This is a genomic window from Citrobacter amalonaticus (genome assembly GCF_002918555.1).
Taxonomy (GTDB): domain Bacteria; phylum Pseudomonadota; class Gammaproteobacteria; order Enterobacterales; family Enterobacteriaceae; genus Citrobacter_C; species Citrobacter_C amalonaticus_A.
In genome coordinates this window covers 311,269-329,804 of sequence record NZ_PQMB01000003.1, presented here as the reverse complement: position 1 = coordinate 329,804, position 18,536 = coordinate 311,269, and the positions used below count along the sequence as shown (strand labels likewise).

Genomic DNA, 18,536 nt, shown 5'->3' with positions numbered 1-18,536 from the left:
CCCTCTTAACCTTTAATTCCGCTGCTGGTCACGCCCTGCACGAAGTAGCGCTGCGCCAGGAAGAACACAATGATGGATGGCAGAATGGAGATGCTCGCCATTGCCAGAATTTCGTTCCACGGCGCCCCTTCGGTGACGTCAATGGACATTTTAAGTGCCAGTGCGATCGGATATTTATCCACGCTGTAGACATAAATCAGCGGTCCGATGAAGTCGTTCATCGACCACATAAACTGGAACAGCGCCACTGAGATAATCGCGGGTTTCAGAATCGGCACCACCACGTACCACAGCACCTGGAAGGAGTTGCAGCCGTCAATTTGCGCGGCTTCTTCCATGTCACGCGGGACACCGCGCAGGAACTGGATCAGCATGAAGACGAAGAATCCTTGCGTGGCAAAGGCCAGCGGCAGATACAGCGGCATATAGCTGTTGAGCATGCCCATTTCACGGAACATCAGGTACTGCGGGATCAGCAGCACTGTGCTTGGCAGCAGCATGGTGGCGATGAGCGTGGCGAACCAGAACTTCTTCCACGGGATCTCGAAGCGGGCAAAGCCGTACGCCACGATGGTGGAGGAGATAATGGTCAGAATCACTTTCGGGATCACATACTTAAAGGTATTCAGCATGTAATGACCGAAGTTGTATTCGGTACCGGTTTTCCACCCGTTCACAAAGCCGTCCCAGGTCGCGTGGGCAGGCCACAGGCTCAGGGTGGTGAAGATCTCGTGGTTTGGTTTGAACGATGCTGAGAACATCCACACCAGCGGATAGAGCATCAGCAGACCGACAAACAGCAAAATGACATAACGGACGATGGCGTTGATTTTTTCCCGACGTAGGGTACGCGCCACTTCACGTTCAGCAATGGTTCGTGCTGCCGAGATTTCCTGGATATCAGCCATTTTTGCCTCCCTTATCGGCGGAGTAGAAGACCCAGTATTTCGAAGATTTAAAGGCGATGGCGGCAAACACCGCGACAACCAGGAACAGGATCCAGGCCAGCGCTGCGCCGTAACCCATATCAAAGTACTTAAAGGCGGTATCGTAGATGTAGAGTGAGAACAGATAGGTGGAGTAGGTTGGACCACCGCCGGTTATCACGTACGGCCCCGTAAACTCCTGGAAAGCCTGAGTCGTCTGCATAATGAAGTTGAAAAAGATGACCGGCGTGATCAGCGGTACGGTGACTTTCATAAACATCTGCCATTTGGATGCGCCATCAATCATTGCAGCTTCATACTGCGATTGCGGCACGTTCTGCAACGCTGCCAGGAAAATGACCATTGCGGAACCGAACTGCCAGACGCGGAGCAAAGTGACGGACATTAACGCCAGTGAAGGCTCGCCCAACCAGTTCACCGGATCAAAACCAAACACGCCGATAAAGCTGTTCAGGAGGCCATCGATAGCAAACAGCGCACGCCACAGTACAGCGATAGCGACAGAGCTACCGAGAATAGAAGGGATGTAATAAGCGGTACGGAAAAAGCCGATACCGCGGAGTTTAAAATTAAGGACAAACGCAATACCCAGGGCGAATGCCAGCTTTAAAGGTATCGTTAAGAAGACGTATGCAAAGGTAACGCCCATGGATTTCCAGAAGAGGGCATCTTCAGCAAACATGTAGCGATAGTTTTCTATCCCGTTAAACACGGGGGGACTCATCAAATCATACTCAGTAAAACTGAGGAAGAAAGATGAAACAAATGGGAAGGCGGTAAAGATAACCAGCCCTATTATATAGGGTGATATCCATGCCAGCCCCAGCATCCTGTTTTCATTCATAGCGACCTACCTGAGAAGTAATGGTTTAAAACGAATTCAGATGTAACAGCCACGCAGAGGTTTTTTCTGCACGAAGCATCAGTATTTTTTGTGTCTCGCCATGCTAACGCTCCCTGTTATGTGCGTAAATTCAGTAATTTATCAGCATGATGTGATATGGCGACGGCTGACTTTCAACGCAAATGAACTACTGTTCTCAATTTGTAAAACATCGTTTTAATTTATTTTATTGCTATTTATTTCTACGTCATTCACATAATGGTGGAAATGTGATCAAAGTCGAAACAGTGTTTCAAATAGGTGAGGTGCATATCATAATTGAGAAGAATTAGTCAGTTATCTCTCTCAGGGATGGCGACAAGTATGGGAGTGTCTGCGATAGCCAGATTATGGGAACTAATATTATTAGCAATTATTAGCTTGTCGATTTGTGGGCGAGTAGACAAAAAAAAGCCTTCCTGAAAGAAAGGCTCAGAATGTATTGATATCCGTCAGGATTTCAGGAAATCTTCACGAACAGGCGTGAAGGTATCCAGCAGGGTCCCGGATTTTAAGCAGACGCAACCGTGCATGATATCGGGTTTCTTATATAACGTGTCGCCAGCACTGACGACATGCTTTTCATCACCAATCGTAAATTCAAACTCGCCTGACAGTACATAAGTAAGCTGTTCATGGGGATGGTTGTGCATTGGGCCAACTGCCCCTTGTTCGAAGTTCACTTCCACAGCCATCATTTTACCGTTATGCGCGAGGATACGGCGGGTGACGCCATTGCCCAGATCTTCAAGCGTCGTCTCTTTATGAAAAATAAACATGTTGGATCCTGTTATTGATTGAAACGTTGTTTCAAATAAATTAACCGACCGCGAGTATAAAGAAAATAGCCGATCAAATGAACTGGAAACTTGATCACAAGTTTGCTTCACTGCGGTAAACGACTCACAAAATGGAGTGTGCAATGAAAACAATCGGTCTGCTGGGTGGCATGAGCTGGGAATCGACGATCCCTTATTACCGTTTGATCAACGAAGGGATCAGGCAACGTCTTGGCGGGCTGCATTCTGCCAGTCTGCTGCTGCACAGCGTTGATTTCCATGAAATCGAAGAGTGCCAAAGTCGGGGTGAATGGGATAGGGCCGGAGATATTCTTGCTGAGGCCGCGCTGGGCTTACAGCAGGCTGGCGCAGAGGGCATAGTGTTGTGTACCAACACCATGCACAAAGTGGCGGCGGCCATTGAATCTCGCTGTTCGCTTCCCTTCTTACATATTGCTGATGCTACCGGGCGAGTGATTACGGCACAGGGAATGACAAGGGTCGCGCTGCTGGGCACGCGTTACACAATGGAGCAGGATTTTTACCGTGGTCGCCTGGCGCAGCAGTTTGACATCGAATGCCTGGTGCCGGAAGCTGATGAGCGGGCGAAGATCAACCAGATAATTTTTGATGAACTCTGCCTGGGACAGTTGACCGAAGCATCCCGCCAGTATTATCTGCAGGTCATCGAACGTCTGGCGGCCCAGGGAGCGCAGGGGGTGATCTTTGGGTGTACTGAGATTGGCCTGCTGGTGCCAGCCGATCGTAGCGCGCTGCCGGTGTTTGATACCACGGCGATCCATGCTGCGGATGCGGTAGAATTTATGCTTTCGTAACCGGCTCTAAAATCGCTTCAAGAGGCTCAATTAGCCGCGGTAAATGGGTTTGCAGATGCTTGCTGAAGGCGTCAACCAAAGCGGAAGAGGGACGATGCAGCGGGCGAATGAGGCTGACGGTAAACGGTACCGCAATACTGAAGCGACGGACGGCAACCCCGTTTGCTGCGTAATCCAGCGCGGTAAGCGGGTTAACCACCGAAATCCCTGCCCCGGCCCGCACCATCGCGCAAACCGAGGCGGCGCTGTGGGTTTCTACCACCATCCGGCGTTTCACATTGTGCTCGCTAAACAGCGCATCCAGCAACTGTCGATAGCTGTCAGTACGTGACAGACTGATATAGTTTTGCCCCTGGAAATCCTGCGGCGTCAACACGGTTTTTTCCACCAGCGGATGATCCTGTGGCAGGACGCAGACCTCATCAAGAGAGAGCAGCTCCATGCGTTCGGTCCCGGCGGGCGCATGCAGCGTTTCTGTCAGGCCGAGATCGTGACGCTGAGCGGTGAGCCACTCTTCAAGCAGGGGGGATTCCTGCGGGACGATAGTCAGGCTGACGTCGGGATAGCGGGCCAGGAACGGCTGAATCAATGGGGGTAAAAAAGACTGTGAGAAAACCGGCAGGCAGACAATCGACAGCTCCCCCTGGCGGAATTCGCGCAGGCTCTCCGCCGCGTTCACGATCCTGTCGAGACCATACCAGGAGCGCTGCACCTCTTCAAACAGCCGTAGCCCCTGTACCGTGGGCTGGAGTCGTCCGCGCGTGCGTTCAAACAATTTTAATCCGAGTACTTTTTCGAATCTCGCCAGCTCACGGCTGACGGTGGGTTGCGAGGTATTGAGCATTCGCGCGGCTTCTGTCAGGTTACCCGTCGTCATGATGGCGTGAAAAATTTCAATATGGCGCAAGTTAACCGCGGGCACAGGCAATCCTCCAGTAAGGTCATTCATATCATTTTTGCATAGACTCGCAATAAAACGATATTTTTTATTCTTTTCGTAGTGTGGCGTAATCATAAAAAAAGAATACCGGAGTCTGTTATGCCACACCCACTCAACAATACCGACACTGACCTGACGGCTGATAACCTGCTGCGCCTGCCTGCCGAATTTGGCTGTCCCGTGTGGGTTTACGATGCGCAGATTATCCGTGCCCAGATTGCTAAACTCAGCCAGTTCGACGTGGTACGTTTTGCCCAGAAAGCCTGTTCTAACATCCATATTCTGCGTTTAATGCGCGAGCAGGGTGTGAAGATCGATTCCGTCTCAGCAGGTGAAATTGAGCGTGCGCTGGCAGCGGGTTACGATCCGCAAACGCATCCTGATGATATTGTGTTTACCGCCGATGTCATTGATAACGCTACGCTTGCCCGCGTCAGCGAGCTAAGTATCCCGGTAAACGCAGGCTCCGTGGATATGCTGGAGCAGTTAGGTCGTGTCTCCCCAGGGCATCGCGTCTGGCTGCGCGTCAACCCAGGATTTGGCCACGGACACAGCCAGAAAACCAACACCGGTGGGGAAAACAGCAAGCATGGGATTTGGCATACCGACCTTCCTGCGGCGCTGGCGGTGATGCAGCGCCATCAGCTTAAACTGGTGGGTATCCATATGCATATTGGTTCCGGTGTCGATTACGGACATCTGGAACAGGTTTGCGGTGCGATGGTGCGCCAGGTGATCGATTGTGGTCAGGATCTGGAGGCGATTTCTGCAGGCGGCGGGCTATCGATTCCTTATCATGACGGCGAAGAGGTAGTGAATACTCAGCACTATTATGGTCTGTGGAACGCGGCGCGTGAGCAGATTGCACGCCATCTTGGGCATCACGTAAAACTGGAAATTGAGCCAGGCCGTTTCCTGGTTGCCCAGTCCGGCGTGTTGGTTACGCAGGTGCGTAGCGTCAAAGAGATGGGGAGTCGTCATTTTGTGCTGGTGGATGCCGGTTTCAACGATCTGATGCGTCCCGCGATGTACGGCAGCTATCATCACATTACCGCGCTGGCGGCGGATGGGCGTTCACTCGATCGCGCACCACGGGTAGAAACCGTGGTGGCGGGGCCGCTTTGCGAATCCGGCGATGTCTTCACCCAGCAGGAAGGCGGTAAAGTGGAAACCCGGGCGCTGCCGGTGGTCGAGCCAGGCGACTATCTAGTGCTGCATGACACCGGCGCGTACGGCGCTTCTATGTCATCAAATTACAACAGCCGTCCGCTGTTGCCGGAAGTCTTATTTGATAAAGGACAGGCACGGCTGATACGTCGCCGCCAGACCATTGAAGAACTACTGGCGCTGGAGTTGATCTGACATGCCGGTCGCCTTATCCGGCCTGTGGGTTGAGGTAACGCCGCAGGCCTGATAAGCGTATGCCGTCAGGCATCGGTGCTGCCGGTAAACCAGGGCCCGGTGGTCACGGAATCACGCAGCACCAGGGTTCCCGTGAACGGTGGGATAGGTTCAATCTCCTCGCCACTTACCAGACGGATGGCCTGATCGATAGCGGTAGTGATCATCGTATCGATAGGCAGATAGACCGTCGACAGCCCCGGCTCCAGCCATTTTGCGCTGGGGGCGTCGTCAAAACCAAATAGCGAGATATCCTGTGGAATATTCAGCCCTGCCTGGTGCAGCGCTTTGGACGCGCCCAGCGCCATATCGTCGTTACAGGCAAACAGCGCGCTGAATTTTACCCCTTCCTGCAGTAGTTCATTGCATGCGCTGTACCCGCGCATCATGGTGGAATCACCGTATTTCACTTTGCCCGGATCCCACGCGATGCCGTTTTTCTCCAGAGCCTTACGATAGCCCATCAGACGGGATTTGCCGGTTGGCGTATGCCCGGGTACGGTAATGCAGGCGATATCGCGATGTCCCTGAGAGATAAGGTAATCCACCGCCTGAAAAGCGGCATCTTCCTGTTCGAAGAAGATTGCCCGATCGCGCGCCAGGCTGACGTCGCGGTTGATGATCACCAGCGGCATCGGCAGCGTATTAATAAGCGTCATGATCGCTGTTTCGTTCATGTAGCGCGTATAGAGAATGATCGCGTCACACTGCCTGTCAGCCAGCATCTGCACCGCCTCCAGTTCGCGTTCCGGCGTGTCATGACCATCGGTTACGATCAGCTGTTTACCGTGAGATTCCGTCTGGCGCGAGGCCTGCTGCAACAGGCGACCGAAGTAGAATCCGTCAAATGTCGAAACCACCAGACCGATGCTATTGCTGGTCCGGTTGGCCAGCGAACGGGCGAGAAAGTTAGGGCGGTAATCCAGCGCCTGCATCGCTTTGAAGACTTTCTGGCGCGTGCTTTCTTTAACCTGACCGGTTCCGTTCAGTACGCGTGAGACGGTGGCTTTCGACACACCGGCACGGCGAGAAACATCCAGCATTGTTGTCATAAAACTATCCTGATTATTCGTTTGACGACAAATGGCCTGAGTCCGACGGCGTCATGACGGAATGTCGGCGAACCAGCGTCGGGCTAAAGACGTGCGTGATTTCCGGCAACGGACGCTTTTCCGCCAGCGCCAGCGCCAGTTCTGCGGCCTGAGTCGCCATCGTGATAATGGGATAACGTATGGTTGTCAGCCTTGGGCGAACATAGCGTGAGATCAGAACGTCATCAAAGCCAATCAGTGAGATTTCACCCGGTACGTCGATACCGTTATCATTGAGCACACCCATTGCACCCGCCGCCATTGAATCGTTGTAGCAGGCGACGGCGGTGAAGTTTCTGCCGCGACCTAACAGCTCGGTCATTGCCTGTTCGCCGCCGCTTTCGTCCGGTTCGCCAAACGTCACCAGCCGGTCATTCGCTACAATATTGCTCTCGGCGAGGGCGTCATAGTAACCCTTCAGGCGATCTTCGGCGTCGGAAATGGAATGATTGGAGCAAAGGTAGCCAATCCGCGTATGCCCCTGCTGAATCAGGTGGCGAGTCGCCAGCCATGCGCCGTAGCGATCGTCCAGTGCGACGCAGCGCTGTTCAAAACCCGGGAGGATCCGGTTGATTAACACCATTCCCGGTATTTGCTGCATCAATGAGGCCAGATCCGCATCGGGGATCATCTTCGCGTGGACAACCAGCGCCGCGCAGCGGTGACGGATCAGTTGTTCGATGGCCTGCCTTTCTTTTTGTTCGTTATGGTAGCCATTACCGATCAGTAAAAAATTACCCGTGCGATACGCCACCTGCTCAACCGCTTTGACCATTGCGCCGAAAAAGGGATCGGAGACATCGCCAACCACCAGGCCCAGAGTCTCCGTGGATTGTTGCGCCAGGGCGCGGGCGTTGGCGTTCGGGTGATAGCTGAGCGACTCCATCGCACTGGTTACGGCAAGGCGAGAGGCTTCACTGGCTTTTGGGGAAGCGTTGATCACACGAGAAACGGTGGCGACTGAAACACCAGCCAGTCGGGCTACATCCTTTATGGTCGCCATGACAATAGTACCTATAGGGGTAAACGCTTACATCCTGCCAGTGTACGGAAAATGAAGGTCTGTTCAAGCAGATTGCCCGTCAGAACCTTGCAATTGTGAACAAACGCCAGGCGATGTATGACTGAAGATAGAGAATGCTCATTTTTAGTTACATTTTACGCAGGGCTGTTGCGATTGTTCGCTGGTGGCGGCGGGCGACGAATTGTTAACGTTGGGATCCCAGAGGTATTGATAGGTGAAGTCAACTTTCGGGTTGAACACACGCATTACACCAGCCTGCGCAGATGCGCAGGTTTTTTTTTGTCTGTTTCATCAATCTGTAACAGCAACCGACAATTTACACATATCGTTGCATTTCCCTTCATTCCTTTGCGTTTTCTGACTGGCGAAGCGGACGGGTAAATACCACAATCAGGATCCCAGAGGTATTGATTGGTGAGATTATTCGGTACGCTCTTCGTACCTTGTCTCTTGCACCAACCTGCGCGGATGCGCAGGTTTTTTTTCGTCTCTATTTTACTGTCGCTCCTGTTCTCCATCTCGTGTAATCTGCCCCCATTTCTGTTTACTGAATCGTGAGCAAAGGGAGTTGATATGCTTTTGGGCTTTTTTCGTAATCTGTGTCGCATGTTTTATCGCGTGCGTGTCACGGGAGATACTCAGGCGCTACAGGGAGAGCGCATCCTCATTACGCCAAACCATGTCTCGTTTATCGATGGCATTCTGCTGACGCTGTTTCTGCCCGTTCGTCCAGTTTTCGCGGTCTACACCTCTATTAGCCAGCAGTGGTACATGCGCTGGTTGAAGTCGCTGATTGATTTCGTTCCACTTGATCCCACCAAACCCATGGCAATTAAACACCTGGTTCGCCTGGTCGAGCAGGGACGTCCGGTGGTGATCTTTCCGGAAGGACGCATTTCGGTAAGCGGGTCGTTGATGAAAATTTACGACGGCGCTGGTTTTGTGGCGGCGAAATCGGGGGCGACAGTGGTGCCCGTGCGTATTGAAGGAGCAGAGTTAACCCACTTCAGCCGTCTGAAAGGTCTGGTGAAACGACGCTTTTTCCCGCGTATTCATCTGCATATTCTGCCCCCGACGACATTGCCGATGCCGGACGCGCCGCGCGCGCGCGACAGGCGTAAAATGGCAGGTGAAATGCTGCATCAGATTATGATGGAAGCCCGCATGGCGGTGCGTCCGCGTGAGACGCTGTACGAATCGCTGCTGGCGGCAAAGTATCGCTATGGTGCCGGTAAACCCTGCATTGAAGATATTAACTTTAAGCCGGATACTTATCGCCAGCTGCTGACCAGGACGCTGTTTGTCGCACGTATTCTGGAAAAATACAGCGTTGAAGGGGAAAAGATTGGGCTGATGCTGCCGAATGCGGCGATCAGCGCGGCGGTGATATTTGGCGCGGTTTCCCGCCGCCGTATTCCGGCCATGATGAACTACACGGCAGGCGTGAAAGGGCTGAACAGCGCGATTACCGCCGCTGAAATCAAAACCATTTTTACTTCCCGTCAGTTCCTCGATAAAGGCAAACTCTGGCACTTGCCAGAACAGCTAACCCAGGTTCGCTGGATCTATCTGGAAGATTTAAAAGCCGATGTGACCACCGGCGATAAACTGTGGATTTTTGCCCATCTGCTGATGCCGCATCTGGCGCAGGTGAAACAACAGCCGGAAGAGGCCGCGGTGATCCTCTTTACCTCTGGCTCTGAAGGCCATCCGAAAGGCGTGGTGCACAGTCATAAGAGCCTGTTGGCCAACGTCGAGCAGATTAAAACGATTGCCGACTTCACTGCTAACGATCGCTTTATGTCGGCGCTGCCGCTGTTTCACTCTTTTGGTCTGACGGTTGGCCTGTTCACGCCGTTACTGACCGGGGCGGAAGTTTTCCTCTATCCCAGCCCGCTGCATTATCGCATCGTGCCTGAGCTGGTATATGACCGGAACTGTACGGTGCTGTTTGGAACCTCCACCTTCCTCGGTAATTATGCGCGCTTTGCACATCCGTATGATTTCTATCGTCTGCGCTATGTCGTCGCAGGGGCGGAGAAGTTGCAGGAGAGCACAAAGCAGCTCTGGCAGGACAAGTTTGGCCTGCGCATTCTGGAAGGTTATGGTGTGACCGAATGCGCGCCGGTAGTGTCGATTAACGTGCCGATGGCGGCAAAACCTGGCACCGTAGGGCGTATCCTGCCCGGTATGGATGCCCGTCTGCTGGCGGTTCCCGGTATTGAAGACGGAGGACGCCTGCAGTTGAAAGGTCCCAATATCATGAACGGCTATCTGCGCGTGGAGAAACCGGGCGTGCTGGAAGTGCCGTCGGCGGAAAATGCACAGGGTGAGATGGAGCGTGGCTGGTATGACACCGGCGATATCGTACGCTTCGATGAAAACGGTTTTGTGCAGATCCAGGGGCGTGCCAAACGCTTTGCTAAAATTGCTGGTGAGATGGTGTCGCTGGAGATGGTTGAACAACTGGCGCAGGGCGTCTCGGCAGAGAAAATGCACGCAACGGCGATCAAGAGCGACGCCAGCAAAGGTGAGGCGCTGGTTCTGTTCACCACCGACAGTGAGCTGACGCGTGAAAAACTACTCCAGTATGCCCGCACACACGGTGTGCCTGAACTGGCCGTACCGCGGGATATCCGTTACCTGAAACAGCTCCCGTTACTCGGCAGCGGTAAGCCGGATTTCGTGACGCTGAAAAGCTGGGTTGATGAATCGGAAAAACACAATGAGTGAGTCAGTACGTACTAACACGTCGATCTGGTCGAAAGGGATGATGTCCGTTATTGCCGCGCAGTTCCTCTCTGCGTTTGGGGATAACGCGCTGCTGTTTGCCACGCTGGCGCTGCTGAAGGAACAGTTCTATCCGGACTGGAGTCAGCCGATCCTGCAAATGGTGTTTGTAGGTGCTTACATTCTTTTTGCTCCCTTTGTGGGGCAGGTGGCAGACAGCTTTGCCAAAGGCCGGGTGATGATGTTTGCCAACGGTCTTAAGCTACTGGGGGCGGCGAGTATTTGCTTCGGCTTTAATCCATTTGTCGGCTATACCCTGGTGGGAATTGGCGCAGCGGCCTACTCTCCGGCGAAATATGGCATTCTCGGTGAGCTGACGACGGGCGATAAGCTAGTGAAGGCTAACGGTTTGATGGAAGCCTCTACCATTGCGGCGATTCTGCTGGGCTCTGTGGCGGGTGGCGTGCTGGCTGACTGGCACGTGATTGCAGCACTGGTGGCCTGTGCGTTGGCCTATGCGGGGGCGGTGGTGGCGAACCTGTTTATTCCGCGGCTGGCCGCCGCACGTCCCGGACAGTCCTGGCATCTGGCGAACATGGTGCGCAGCTTTTTCTGTGCCTGTACGTCGCTGTGGCGCAATGGAGAAACGCGGTTTTCACTGGTGGGCACCAGCCTGTTCTGGGGTGCTGGCGTGACGCTGCGTTTTCTGCTGGTACTGTGGGTGCCGGTGGCGTTAGGCATTACCGATAACGCCACGCCGACCTATCTGAACGCGATGGTCGCCGTTGGTATTGTGGTGGGCGCCGGGGCGGCAGCAAAACTGGTCACCCTGGAAACGGTGGCGCGCTGCATGCCAGCGGGGATCCTGATAGGCGTGGTGGTACTGATTTTCTCCCTGCAACACGCGCTGCTTCCGGCTTATGCGCTGCTGATGCTTATTGGCGTGCTGGGCGGCTTTTTCGTGGTGCCGCTCAATGCGTTACTACAGGAGCGTGGTAAGAAGAGTGTCGGTGCCGGAAATGCGATTGCGGTGCAGAATCTGGGTGAAAACAGTGCGATGCTGCTGATGCTGGGACTTTATTCGCTGGCGGTGCTGGTGGGAATACCGGTCGTTGCGATCGGTATCGGCTTTGGCGGACTGTTTGCTCTGGCAATCGCGGCGCTGTGGGTCTGGCAACGCCGCCAGGCGTAGTTTTTGTGCCGGGAAACTCCCCGGCACTTTTCATCACGGTGCCGGGTACGTATAAACCTGGTGCACCGCTTCAATTTCCGCTAATACTTCTTCGCTTAGCGCCAGATGTAAGCTCTCAATGTTGCTCTTCAGCTGTTCCATCGTGGTAGCACCCAGCAGGGTGCTGGCGACAAACGGCTGATGACGCACAAAAGCCAGCGCCATCCGGGCCGGGTCGAGGTTATGGCGTTTCGCGATATCCACATATGCGGCGACCGCCTTTTGTGTCTGTTCGCCGCTGTAGCGCGTAAAACGGCTGAACAATGTGTTGCGTGCGCCGGCCGGTTTCGCGCCGTTGAGGTACTTACCGGTCAGGGTGCCAAATGCCAGACAGGAATAGGCCAGTAGCTCCACGCCTTCGTACTGGCTGACTTCCGCCAGTCCGACTTCAAAGCTGCGGTTCACCAGGCTGTAAGGGTTCTGAATAGTGACGATACGCGGCAGATCATGCTTATCCGCCAGATGCAGATAACGCATCACGCCAAAGGCCGTTTCGTTAGAGACGCCGATGTAGCGAATCTTACCCGCTCTCTGGAACTCTGCCAGGGCGTCCAGCGTATCCAGCAGAGAAATCACCGGGGCGGAGTCCGTCCAGCTGTATCCCAGCTTACCAAAGCAGTTCGTTGGGCGCTGTGGCCAGTGAACCTGATACAAATCGAGATAATCGGTCTGTAGCCTTTTCAGGCTGTCGTGCAGCGCTTCACGGATATTTTTACGGTCCAGCGCCTGATTCGGTCGAATACCGCTGTCATTATTACGTGCCGGTCCGCTCACCTTTGAGGCAAGGACTAACTTTTCGCGGCTGCCATGCTTCGCCAGCCAGTTACCGACGTACGTTTCGGTAAGCCCCTGCGTCTCCGGACGCGGCGGTACCGGGTACATCTCGGCAACGTCGATGAGGTTAATGCCATTCGCGACGGCATAGTTGAGCTGTGCGTGTGCGTCGGCTTCGCTATTTTGTTCACCAAACGTCATTGTGCCCAGCCCCAGTGTACTGACTTCAAGCGAGCTGTGGGGTATACGGTGATATTGCATAGCCGTTTCCTTTTTATTATCAAGACATAAGGACTATACCCTTCGTCTTTCACACTGCAAGTTTGTTGGCGGCGTCAACTCACCCCTGCTCACATACTTATCTATGCTCCTGGGGACTCGCGGACTTGTCGCCTCAATGCAATTTGAAATCCATTGGGTCTATAAAAATGGCAAACAGGAGGGAAAAAGGAAAGGGAAAATTCTAAAGGCCAACGGAGAGGCTGGCCTCATTCAGGATTGTCGGGTACTAGCGCTCAATGATTTGCGAAACTTCATCACGGTTAATCTGCATCGAATTACCTTGCTGATCGTGATAGCTCACCAGACCGGTATCATCATCAATTTCTGGTTTTCCGTCGGTCAGGATCATCCGGCCATCTTTTGTTGCCATGACATAATCACTACTGCATCCGGAAACAGCAAAAGCGAGTCCTACTGCGGAAATTACGACTGCCCATTTTTTCATCCATTTATCCTCACGTGGCCTGCGTCTGATAATAGTTTAGTAATAACGTGAAGTTATGCGCGATGAAAGCAGTAAAATCTTAAACTGTGAGTGAAATAAGGGGAATATTCGCTCCCGGTCAGGAGCGAATGGGATCACAGCGGATTCTTTTTATTACGCAACAGATTCAGGCTCTCTACCGCGATAGAGAAGAACATCGCGAAGTAGATATACCCTTTAGGGACGTGGACATCGAAGCTTTCCAGAATCAGGGTAAAGCCAACAAGAATCAGGAATGAGAGCGCCAGCATCTTTACCGAGGGGTGTCTGTCGACAAATTCGCCAATAGGGCGCGCGGCGAACATCATCACGCCGACCGCAATGACGACTGCCGCCATCATAATGAACAGATGATCGGACAGACCGACCGCCGTGATCACCGAATCCAGACTGAAGATGATATCCAGCAACATGATCTGCACGATCGCCCCCATAAAGGAAGAGACACGCGTTTTCAGGCCCTCTGCTTCACCTTCGATCGATTCGTGAATCTCCTTACTGGCCTTCCAGATGAGGAACAACCCCCCGAGCAGAAGGATCAAATCACGCGCGGAAATCGCTTCGCCAAAGACCTCAAACAGGGGATTCGTCAGGCGCGTAACCCAGGCAATCGAGGCCAGCAGCGCTAAACGCATCACCATTGCTGCTGCCAGTCCCAGACGTCGGGCGTGGCTTCGCTGCGCGGTGGGCAGTTTTGCCACAACCAGAGAGAGGAAAATAATATTATCGATCCCGAGAACGATCTCCAGCAGCGTCAGCGTACCGAGCGCAAGCCAGGCGTTAGGATCGGTTATCCATGCAAATAACATCGAAAAAAGTCCTGCCAAAAAAAGAAGCGGTAATTATAGGCCTGGAGCGCGGCAGGTGAAAGTCCGGAGCGTGCTAAGGTTGCTGTAATAAAAAATGGCGATCCAACAATGCGCGAGTGAAGTTCTTTTTCAGGTAGAAACCACGCGGCAACGTCAGGATTGGCTCGCCCTGCGCGCCGATGGCTTCGGTCAGCGCTTTGGCATTCGCCGCCTTTGGACGCAATTGTAAAAATTCGCCATGTCGGGCCGTGATTCGCTCCACCTGACCGAGTACGATCATATCCATCAACTCTTCCCAGTCGAGACGTAACTGACGCTCTTCTTCTTCATCCGGACTCCACAATAGCGGGGAGCCGACGTGACGCCGGGCCAGGGGAATACTGCGTTCACCCTCGACGGGGATCCAGAGAACCCGTTTGAGCTTATGCCGCACATGGCTTGTCTGCCACGTTACGCCGCTGTTTCCGGTTAATGGCGCGACGCATACAAACGTCGTTTCCAGCGGGCGGCCCTGGCTATCCACTGGAATGGTTTTAAGTTCCACGCCCAGGGCGGCGAAATCCTGCTCAGGTTTGCTTCCCGCGCTGGCCCCGAGCCAGATCTCCAGCAAGATGCCAATCCAGCCTTTGTCCCGCTTCAGATCTTTTGGCGTTACCAGTCCGGCAAGCGTTGCCAGCTCACCCAGCGTATAGCCTGAAAGTCGCTGCGCCTGAGCGAACAGTTGGGCTTCGGATTCGGGTGGCGAGAGTAAAGGCGTCAGTGCAGGCATCGTGTAAAACCTTAGGCGAAAAAATGAACAATGATTTTATACCGCGTGGACAGAGTTTATCTTTTTCCACGCACCAGATTCAATGCCATGATTTATATTGAATTTTATTGTTCGAACGGTAGCGTTGCGCAACGGCGAAACAGGTTTTCCAATTCTGGTCACTGAAAATAAACAGGATCTTACACCATGTTATCCACAGAAAGATGGGATAACTGTGAAAAAGTGCCACTACTGTTTCAATTTACAGCCTTGACGTGCGACGAAAATCGAATTTTCAGCCAAATTGTGTCTAACTTACTGGCACAATCTGTGGATAAAATCGACGCTGGTCGATCTTTCATCAGCAAGAGGATCTTCTATGTGATGTGTGTCACTTTTTTACCTGTATAGTTACATGTTTTATATATAACTTAATGAATAATAATAACTATTTTTAAGGTGTCGGGGAAGGGCGATTCAGACTGTTCCGGGTTTTCCCGTAGTAATTCCATACTTCTTCACAACTATATCCACAGAAAAAGTGAATAAAATCGCCTGTCATGCCCGTTATCTGTTTATAACTTGCTTCTTAACTGTGAGTTATTCAATTGTTATTAGATATGCACGTTGCCAACACAGTGGTTTACCGCCTGTCTGGAGTGTGAAACAATCATTCATATATAAGGTTTATGTTGAGGTAGTCCGGTGATTGATGACGATGGCTACCGCCCAAATGTAGGTATCGTAATTTGTAATCGTCAGGGGCAGGTTATGTGGGCCCGGCGATTTGGTCAGCACTCCTGGCAGTTTCCGCAAGGCGGGATTAATCCAGGAGAATCAGCAGAACAGGCGATGTACCGGGAACTGTTTGAAGAAGTAGGGTTAAGCCGTAAAGATGTGCGGATCCTTGCCTCTACTCGTAACTGGTTGCGTTACAAGTTACCAAAGCGTTTGGTGCGTTGGGATACAAAGCCGGTGTGTATCGGCCAGAAACAGAAGTGGTTTCTCCTGCAATTGATGAGCGCCGACGCGGAAATCAATATGCAAACCAGCAGCACGCCTGAGTTCGATGGCTGGCGCTGGGTGAGTTACTGGTATCCGGTCCGACAAGTGGTTTCATTTAAACGCGATGTTTATCGTAGGGTGATGAAAGAGTTTGCAAGTGTTGTGATGGCGCTTCAGGAGAGTGCTCCGAAGCCGCAGAGCGCACCTGCCTGGCGACGTAAAAGAGGTTAAGTTACGCAAATTATGCTCACCCGCCTGCGCGAAATAGTCGAAAAGGTGGCCAGCGCACCCCGTCTCAATGAAGCGCTGAATATACTGGTCACCGACATCTGTCTTGCGATGGATACAGAGGTCTGTTCGGTTTACCTGGCCGATCATGACCGACGTTGTTACTACCTCATGGCGACGCGGGGGCTTAAAAAACCACGCGGTCGCACTGTTGCACTCGCGTTTGATGAAGGTATCGTCGGCCTGGTTGGCAGGCTGGCGGAACCGATCAACCTCGCCGATGCGCAAAAACACCCCAGCTTTAAGTACATACCTTCGGTAAAAGAAGAGCGTTTTCGCGCTTTTCTGGGCGTGCCCATTATCCAGCGACGTCAGCTGCTGGGGGTGCTGGTGGTACAGCAACGCGAGCTGCGTCAGTACGACGAGAGTGAAGAGTCTTTCCTCGTTACCCTGGCCACCCAAATGGCGGCCATTCTCTCGCAATCACAGCTTACCGCGCTGTTTGGGCAATATCGCCAGACGCGGATCCGTGCGTTACCGGCAGCGCCTGGCGTGGCAATTGCAGAAGGCTGGCAGGATGCGACGCTGCCGTTGATGGAGCAGGTTTACCAGGCGTCGACACTCGATTCGGCGCTGGAGCGCGAACGTCTTACCGGCGCGCTGGAAGAGGCCGCTAACGAATTTCGTCGCTACAGCAAGCGTTTTTCTGCCGGGGCGCAAAAAGAGACGGCGGCCATTTTCGATCTCTATTCGCACCTGCTCTCCGATGCCCGACTGCGCCGTGAACTGTTTGCCGAAGTGGATAAAGGTTCGGTGGCTGAGTGGGCGGTTAAAACGATCATCGAAAAGTTCGCCGAACAATTTGCCACACTCAGCGATAGCTACCTTAAAGAGCGCGCCGGAGATTTGCGTGCGCTGGGCCAGCGTCTGCTGTTCCACCTTGATGACGCCATCCAGGGACCGAACGCCTGGCCTGAGCGCTTTATTCTGGTTGCTGACGAGCTTTCCGCCGCTACGCTGGCTGAGCTGCCGCAGGACCGGCTGGCAGGTGTCGTTGTCCGTGACGGCGCGGCGAACTCTCATGCTGCGATTATGGTACGGGCGCTCGGTATCCCGACCGTGATGGGGGCGGATATTCAGCCATCGGTTCTGCACCGCCGCACGCTGGTCGTGGATGGCTATCGCGGGGAGCTGTTGGTCGACCCTGAACCGGTACTGGTTCAGGAATATCAGCGCCTTATCAGCGAAGAAATTGAGCTTAGCCGCCTGGCGGAAGATGACGTAAACCTGCCCGCACAGCTGAAAAGCGGTGAGCGGGTGAAGATCATGCTCAACGCCGGTCTCAGCCCGGAACATGAGGAAAAGCTGGGTAGCCGCATTGACGGCATTGGCCTGTATCGCACCGAAATCCCGTTTATGCTGCAAAGCGGCTTCCCGTCGGAAGAGGAGCAGGTTGCGCAGTATCAGGGTATGTTGCAGATGTTTAACGACAAGCCGGTGACCCTGCGAACGCTGGATGTGGGGGCGGACAAGCAGCTGCCTTATATGCCAATCAGCGAAGAAAATCCTTGCCTCGGCTGGCGTGGGATCCGCATTACGCTCGATCAACCGGAGATTTTTTTGATCCAGGTTCGCGCCATGATGCGTGCCAACGCCGCAACGGGTAACCTCAGCATATTGTTGCCGATGGTCACCAGTATTGATGAAGTGGATGAAGCGCGGCGCCTGATCGAGCGTGCTGGACGTGAAGTGGAAGAGATGATCGGTTATGCGATCCCGAAACCCCGGATTGGCATCATGCTGGAAGTACCGTCAATGGTATTTATGCTGCCGCATCTGGCAAACCGGATCGACTTTATCTCTGTCGGCACAAACGATTTGACCCAGTATATTCTGGCGGTCGATCGCAACAACACCCGCGTTGCCAGCATCTACGATAGCCTGCACCCCGGAATGCTGCGTGCGCTGGCGATGATTGCCCTGGAAGCGGAGAGAAGCGGCATCGATCTGCGTCTGTGCGGTGAAATGGCGGGTGACCCGATGTGCGTAGCGATTCTGATCGGCCTGGGCTTCCGTCATTTGTCCATGAACGGACGTTCGGTGGCTCGCGTTAAGTATCTGTTGCGCCATATTGATTTTGCCGATGCGCAAAACCTTGCCCAGCGCAGCCTGGAGGCGCAGCTGGCGACGGAGGTACGTCATCAGGTGGCCGCGTTTATGGAGCGTCGCGGCATGGGTGGGCTGATACGCGGGGGATTGTGAAAGAGTAAAAACGCTAAATAATTCGAGTTGGTTGCGGGACAAAACGGCGTAGTCGTTTTGAACAGCGCTTGCGCTGGCCCCA

At 53.4% G+C, this 18,536-nt stretch carries 17 protein-coding genes; 7 read left to right on the top strand and 10 right to left on the bottom strand.

Annotation, left to right across the window (positions count from 1 at the left end; translation table 11 throughout):
• Window positions 1-5: 5 nt before the first annotated feature.
• The 3 genes from C3432_RS14115 to C3432_RS14105 form a co-directional block, all read right to left on the bottom strand.
• Complete coding sequence (locus C3432_RS14115) at window positions 6-908, bottom strand: carbohydrate ABC transporter permease (RefSeq protein ID WP_103777236.1); 903 nt, start codon at window positions 906-908, stop codon at window positions 6-8.
• Window positions 901-1,791, bottom strand: coding sequence for a carbohydrate ABC transporter permease (locus C3432_RS14110; RefSeq protein WP_103777235.1), 891 nt, complete (start codon window positions 1,789-1,791; stop codon window positions 901-903). Before C3432_RS14110 ends, C3432_RS14115 begins: the two co-directional genes overlap by 8 nt.
• 491 nt (window positions 1,792-2,282) lie before the next feature.
• Window positions 2,283-2,609: a cupin domain-containing protein gene (locus tag C3432_RS14105; protein ID WP_103777234.1), complete on the bottom strand. Its 327-nt coding sequence runs from the start codon at window positions 2,607-2,609 to the stop codon at window positions 2,283-2,285.
• A 143-nt stretch (window positions 2,610-2,752) separates the two neighbouring features.
• Here C3432_RS14105 and C3432_RS14100 point away from each other — a divergent pair, with 143 nt between their 5' ends.
• Window positions 2,753-3,445, top strand: coding sequence for an aspartate/glutamate racemase (locus C3432_RS14100; protein ID WP_103777233.1), 693 nt, complete (start codon window positions 2,753-2,755; stop codon window positions 3,443-3,445).
• Here the strand turns inward: C3432_RS14100 and C3432_RS14095 are convergent.
• The gene (locus tag C3432_RS14095) at window positions 3,432-4,367 is read right to left on the bottom strand and encodes a LysR family transcriptional regulator (RefSeq protein WP_103777232.1); all 936 of its coding nucleotides are present in this window, start codon (window positions 4,365-4,367) and stop codon (window positions 3,432-3,434) included. The genes C3432_RS14100 and C3432_RS14095 overlap by 14 nt on opposite strands.
• Window positions 4,368-4,484: 117 nt before the next feature.
• Between C3432_RS14095 and lysA the strand changes: the two genes are divergently transcribed.
• On the top strand, window positions 4,485-5,747 hold the full coding sequence (gene lysA, locus C3432_RS14090) for a diaminopimelate decarboxylase (RefSeq protein ID WP_103777231.1): 1,263 nt from the start codon (window positions 4,485-4,487) through the stop codon (window positions 5,745-5,747).
• Between the two features lie 65 nt (window positions 5,748-5,812).
• Here the strand turns inward: lysA and C3432_RS14085 are convergent, their stop codons facing one another.
• The gene (locus C3432_RS14085; protein ID WP_103777230.1) at window positions 5,813-6,838 is read right to left on the bottom strand and encodes a LacI family DNA-binding transcriptional regulator; all 1,026 of its coding nucleotides are present in this window, start codon (window positions 6,836-6,838) and stop codon (window positions 5,813-5,815) included.
• A 13-nt stretch (window positions 6,839-6,851) separates the two neighbouring features.
• Window positions 6,852-7,880, bottom strand: a complete 1,029-nt coding sequence (gene galR / locus C3432_RS14080; protein ID WP_103777229.1) for an HTH-type transcriptional regulator GalR — start codon at window positions 7,878-7,880, stop codon at window positions 6,852-6,854.
• Between the two features lie 117 nt (window positions 7,881-7,997).
• Here galR and C3432_RS27670 point away from each other — a divergent pair, with 117 nt between their 5' ends.
• The 3 genes from C3432_RS27670 to lplT all read left to right on the top strand — a co-directional run bounded on the left by C3432_RS27670 (window position 7,998) and on the right by lplT (window position 11,823).
• Window positions 7,998-8,282, top strand: coding sequence for a hypothetical protein (locus tag C3432_RS27670; RefSeq protein ID WP_181012917.1), 285 nt, complete (start codon window positions 7,998-8,000; stop codon window positions 8,280-8,282).
• Between the two features lie 192 nt (window positions 8,283-8,474).
• Entirely contained in the window at window positions 8,475-10,634 is a 2,160-nt protein-coding gene (aas, locus tag C3432_RS14065; protein ID WP_103777227.1) for a bifunctional acyl-ACP--phospholipid O-acyltransferase/long-chain-fatty-acid--ACP ligase, read from the top strand.
• Complete coding sequence (lplT, locus tag C3432_RS14060; RefSeq protein ID WP_103777226.1) at window positions 10,627-11,823, top strand: lysophospholipid transporter LplT; 1,197 nt, start codon at window positions 10,627-10,629, stop codon at window positions 11,821-11,823. Before aas ends, lplT begins: the two co-directional genes overlap by 8 nt.
• Window positions 11,824-11,856: 33 nt before the next feature.
• Here lplT and C3432_RS14055 read toward each other — a convergent pair whose 3' ends face one another.
• The 4 genes from C3432_RS14055 to mutH all read right to left on the bottom strand — a co-directional run bounded on the left by C3432_RS14055 (window position 11,857) and on the right by mutH (window position 14,980).
• Window positions 11,857-12,897 (bottom strand): NADP(H)-dependent aldo-keto reductase, encoded by a 1,041-nt coding sequence (locus C3432_RS14055; RefSeq protein ID WP_103777225.1) that lies wholly within the window; start codon window positions 12,895-12,897, stop codon window positions 11,857-11,859.
• Between the two features lie 247 nt (window positions 12,898-13,144).
• Window positions 13,145-13,363, bottom strand: a complete 219-nt coding sequence (gene ygdR, locus C3432_RS14045; RefSeq protein WP_103777223.1) for a lipoprotein YgdR — start codon at window positions 13,361-13,363, stop codon at window positions 13,145-13,147.
• 134 nt (window positions 13,364-13,497) lie between these two features.
• On the bottom strand, window positions 13,498-14,211 hold the full coding sequence (locus tag C3432_RS14040) for a TerC family protein (protein WP_103777222.1): 714 nt from the start codon (window positions 14,209-14,211) through the stop codon (window positions 13,498-13,500).
• Between the two features lie 73 nt (window positions 14,212-14,284).
• A complete protein-coding gene (gene mutH / locus C3432_RS14035) occupies window positions 14,285-14,980 on the bottom strand; it encodes a DNA mismatch repair endonuclease MutH (protein ID WP_103777221.1) in 696 nt (231 codons plus the stop codon).
• 684 nt (window positions 14,981-15,664) lie between these two features.
• On the opposite strand from mutH, the gene rppH reads away from it, so the two are divergent.
• Window positions 15,665-16,195 (top strand): RNA pyrophosphohydrolase, encoded by a 531-nt coding sequence (gene rppH, locus C3432_RS14020; protein WP_103777218.1) that lies wholly within the window; start codon window positions 15,665-15,667, stop codon window positions 16,193-16,195.
• Between the two features lie 12 nt (window positions 16,196-16,207).
• Complete coding sequence (gene ptsP, locus C3432_RS14015) at window positions 16,208-18,454, top strand: phosphoenolpyruvate--protein phosphotransferase (RefSeq protein WP_103777217.1); 2,247 nt, start codon at window positions 16,208-16,210, stop codon at window positions 18,452-18,454.
• The last annotated feature ends 82 nt before the right edge of the window (window positions 18,455-18,536 follow it).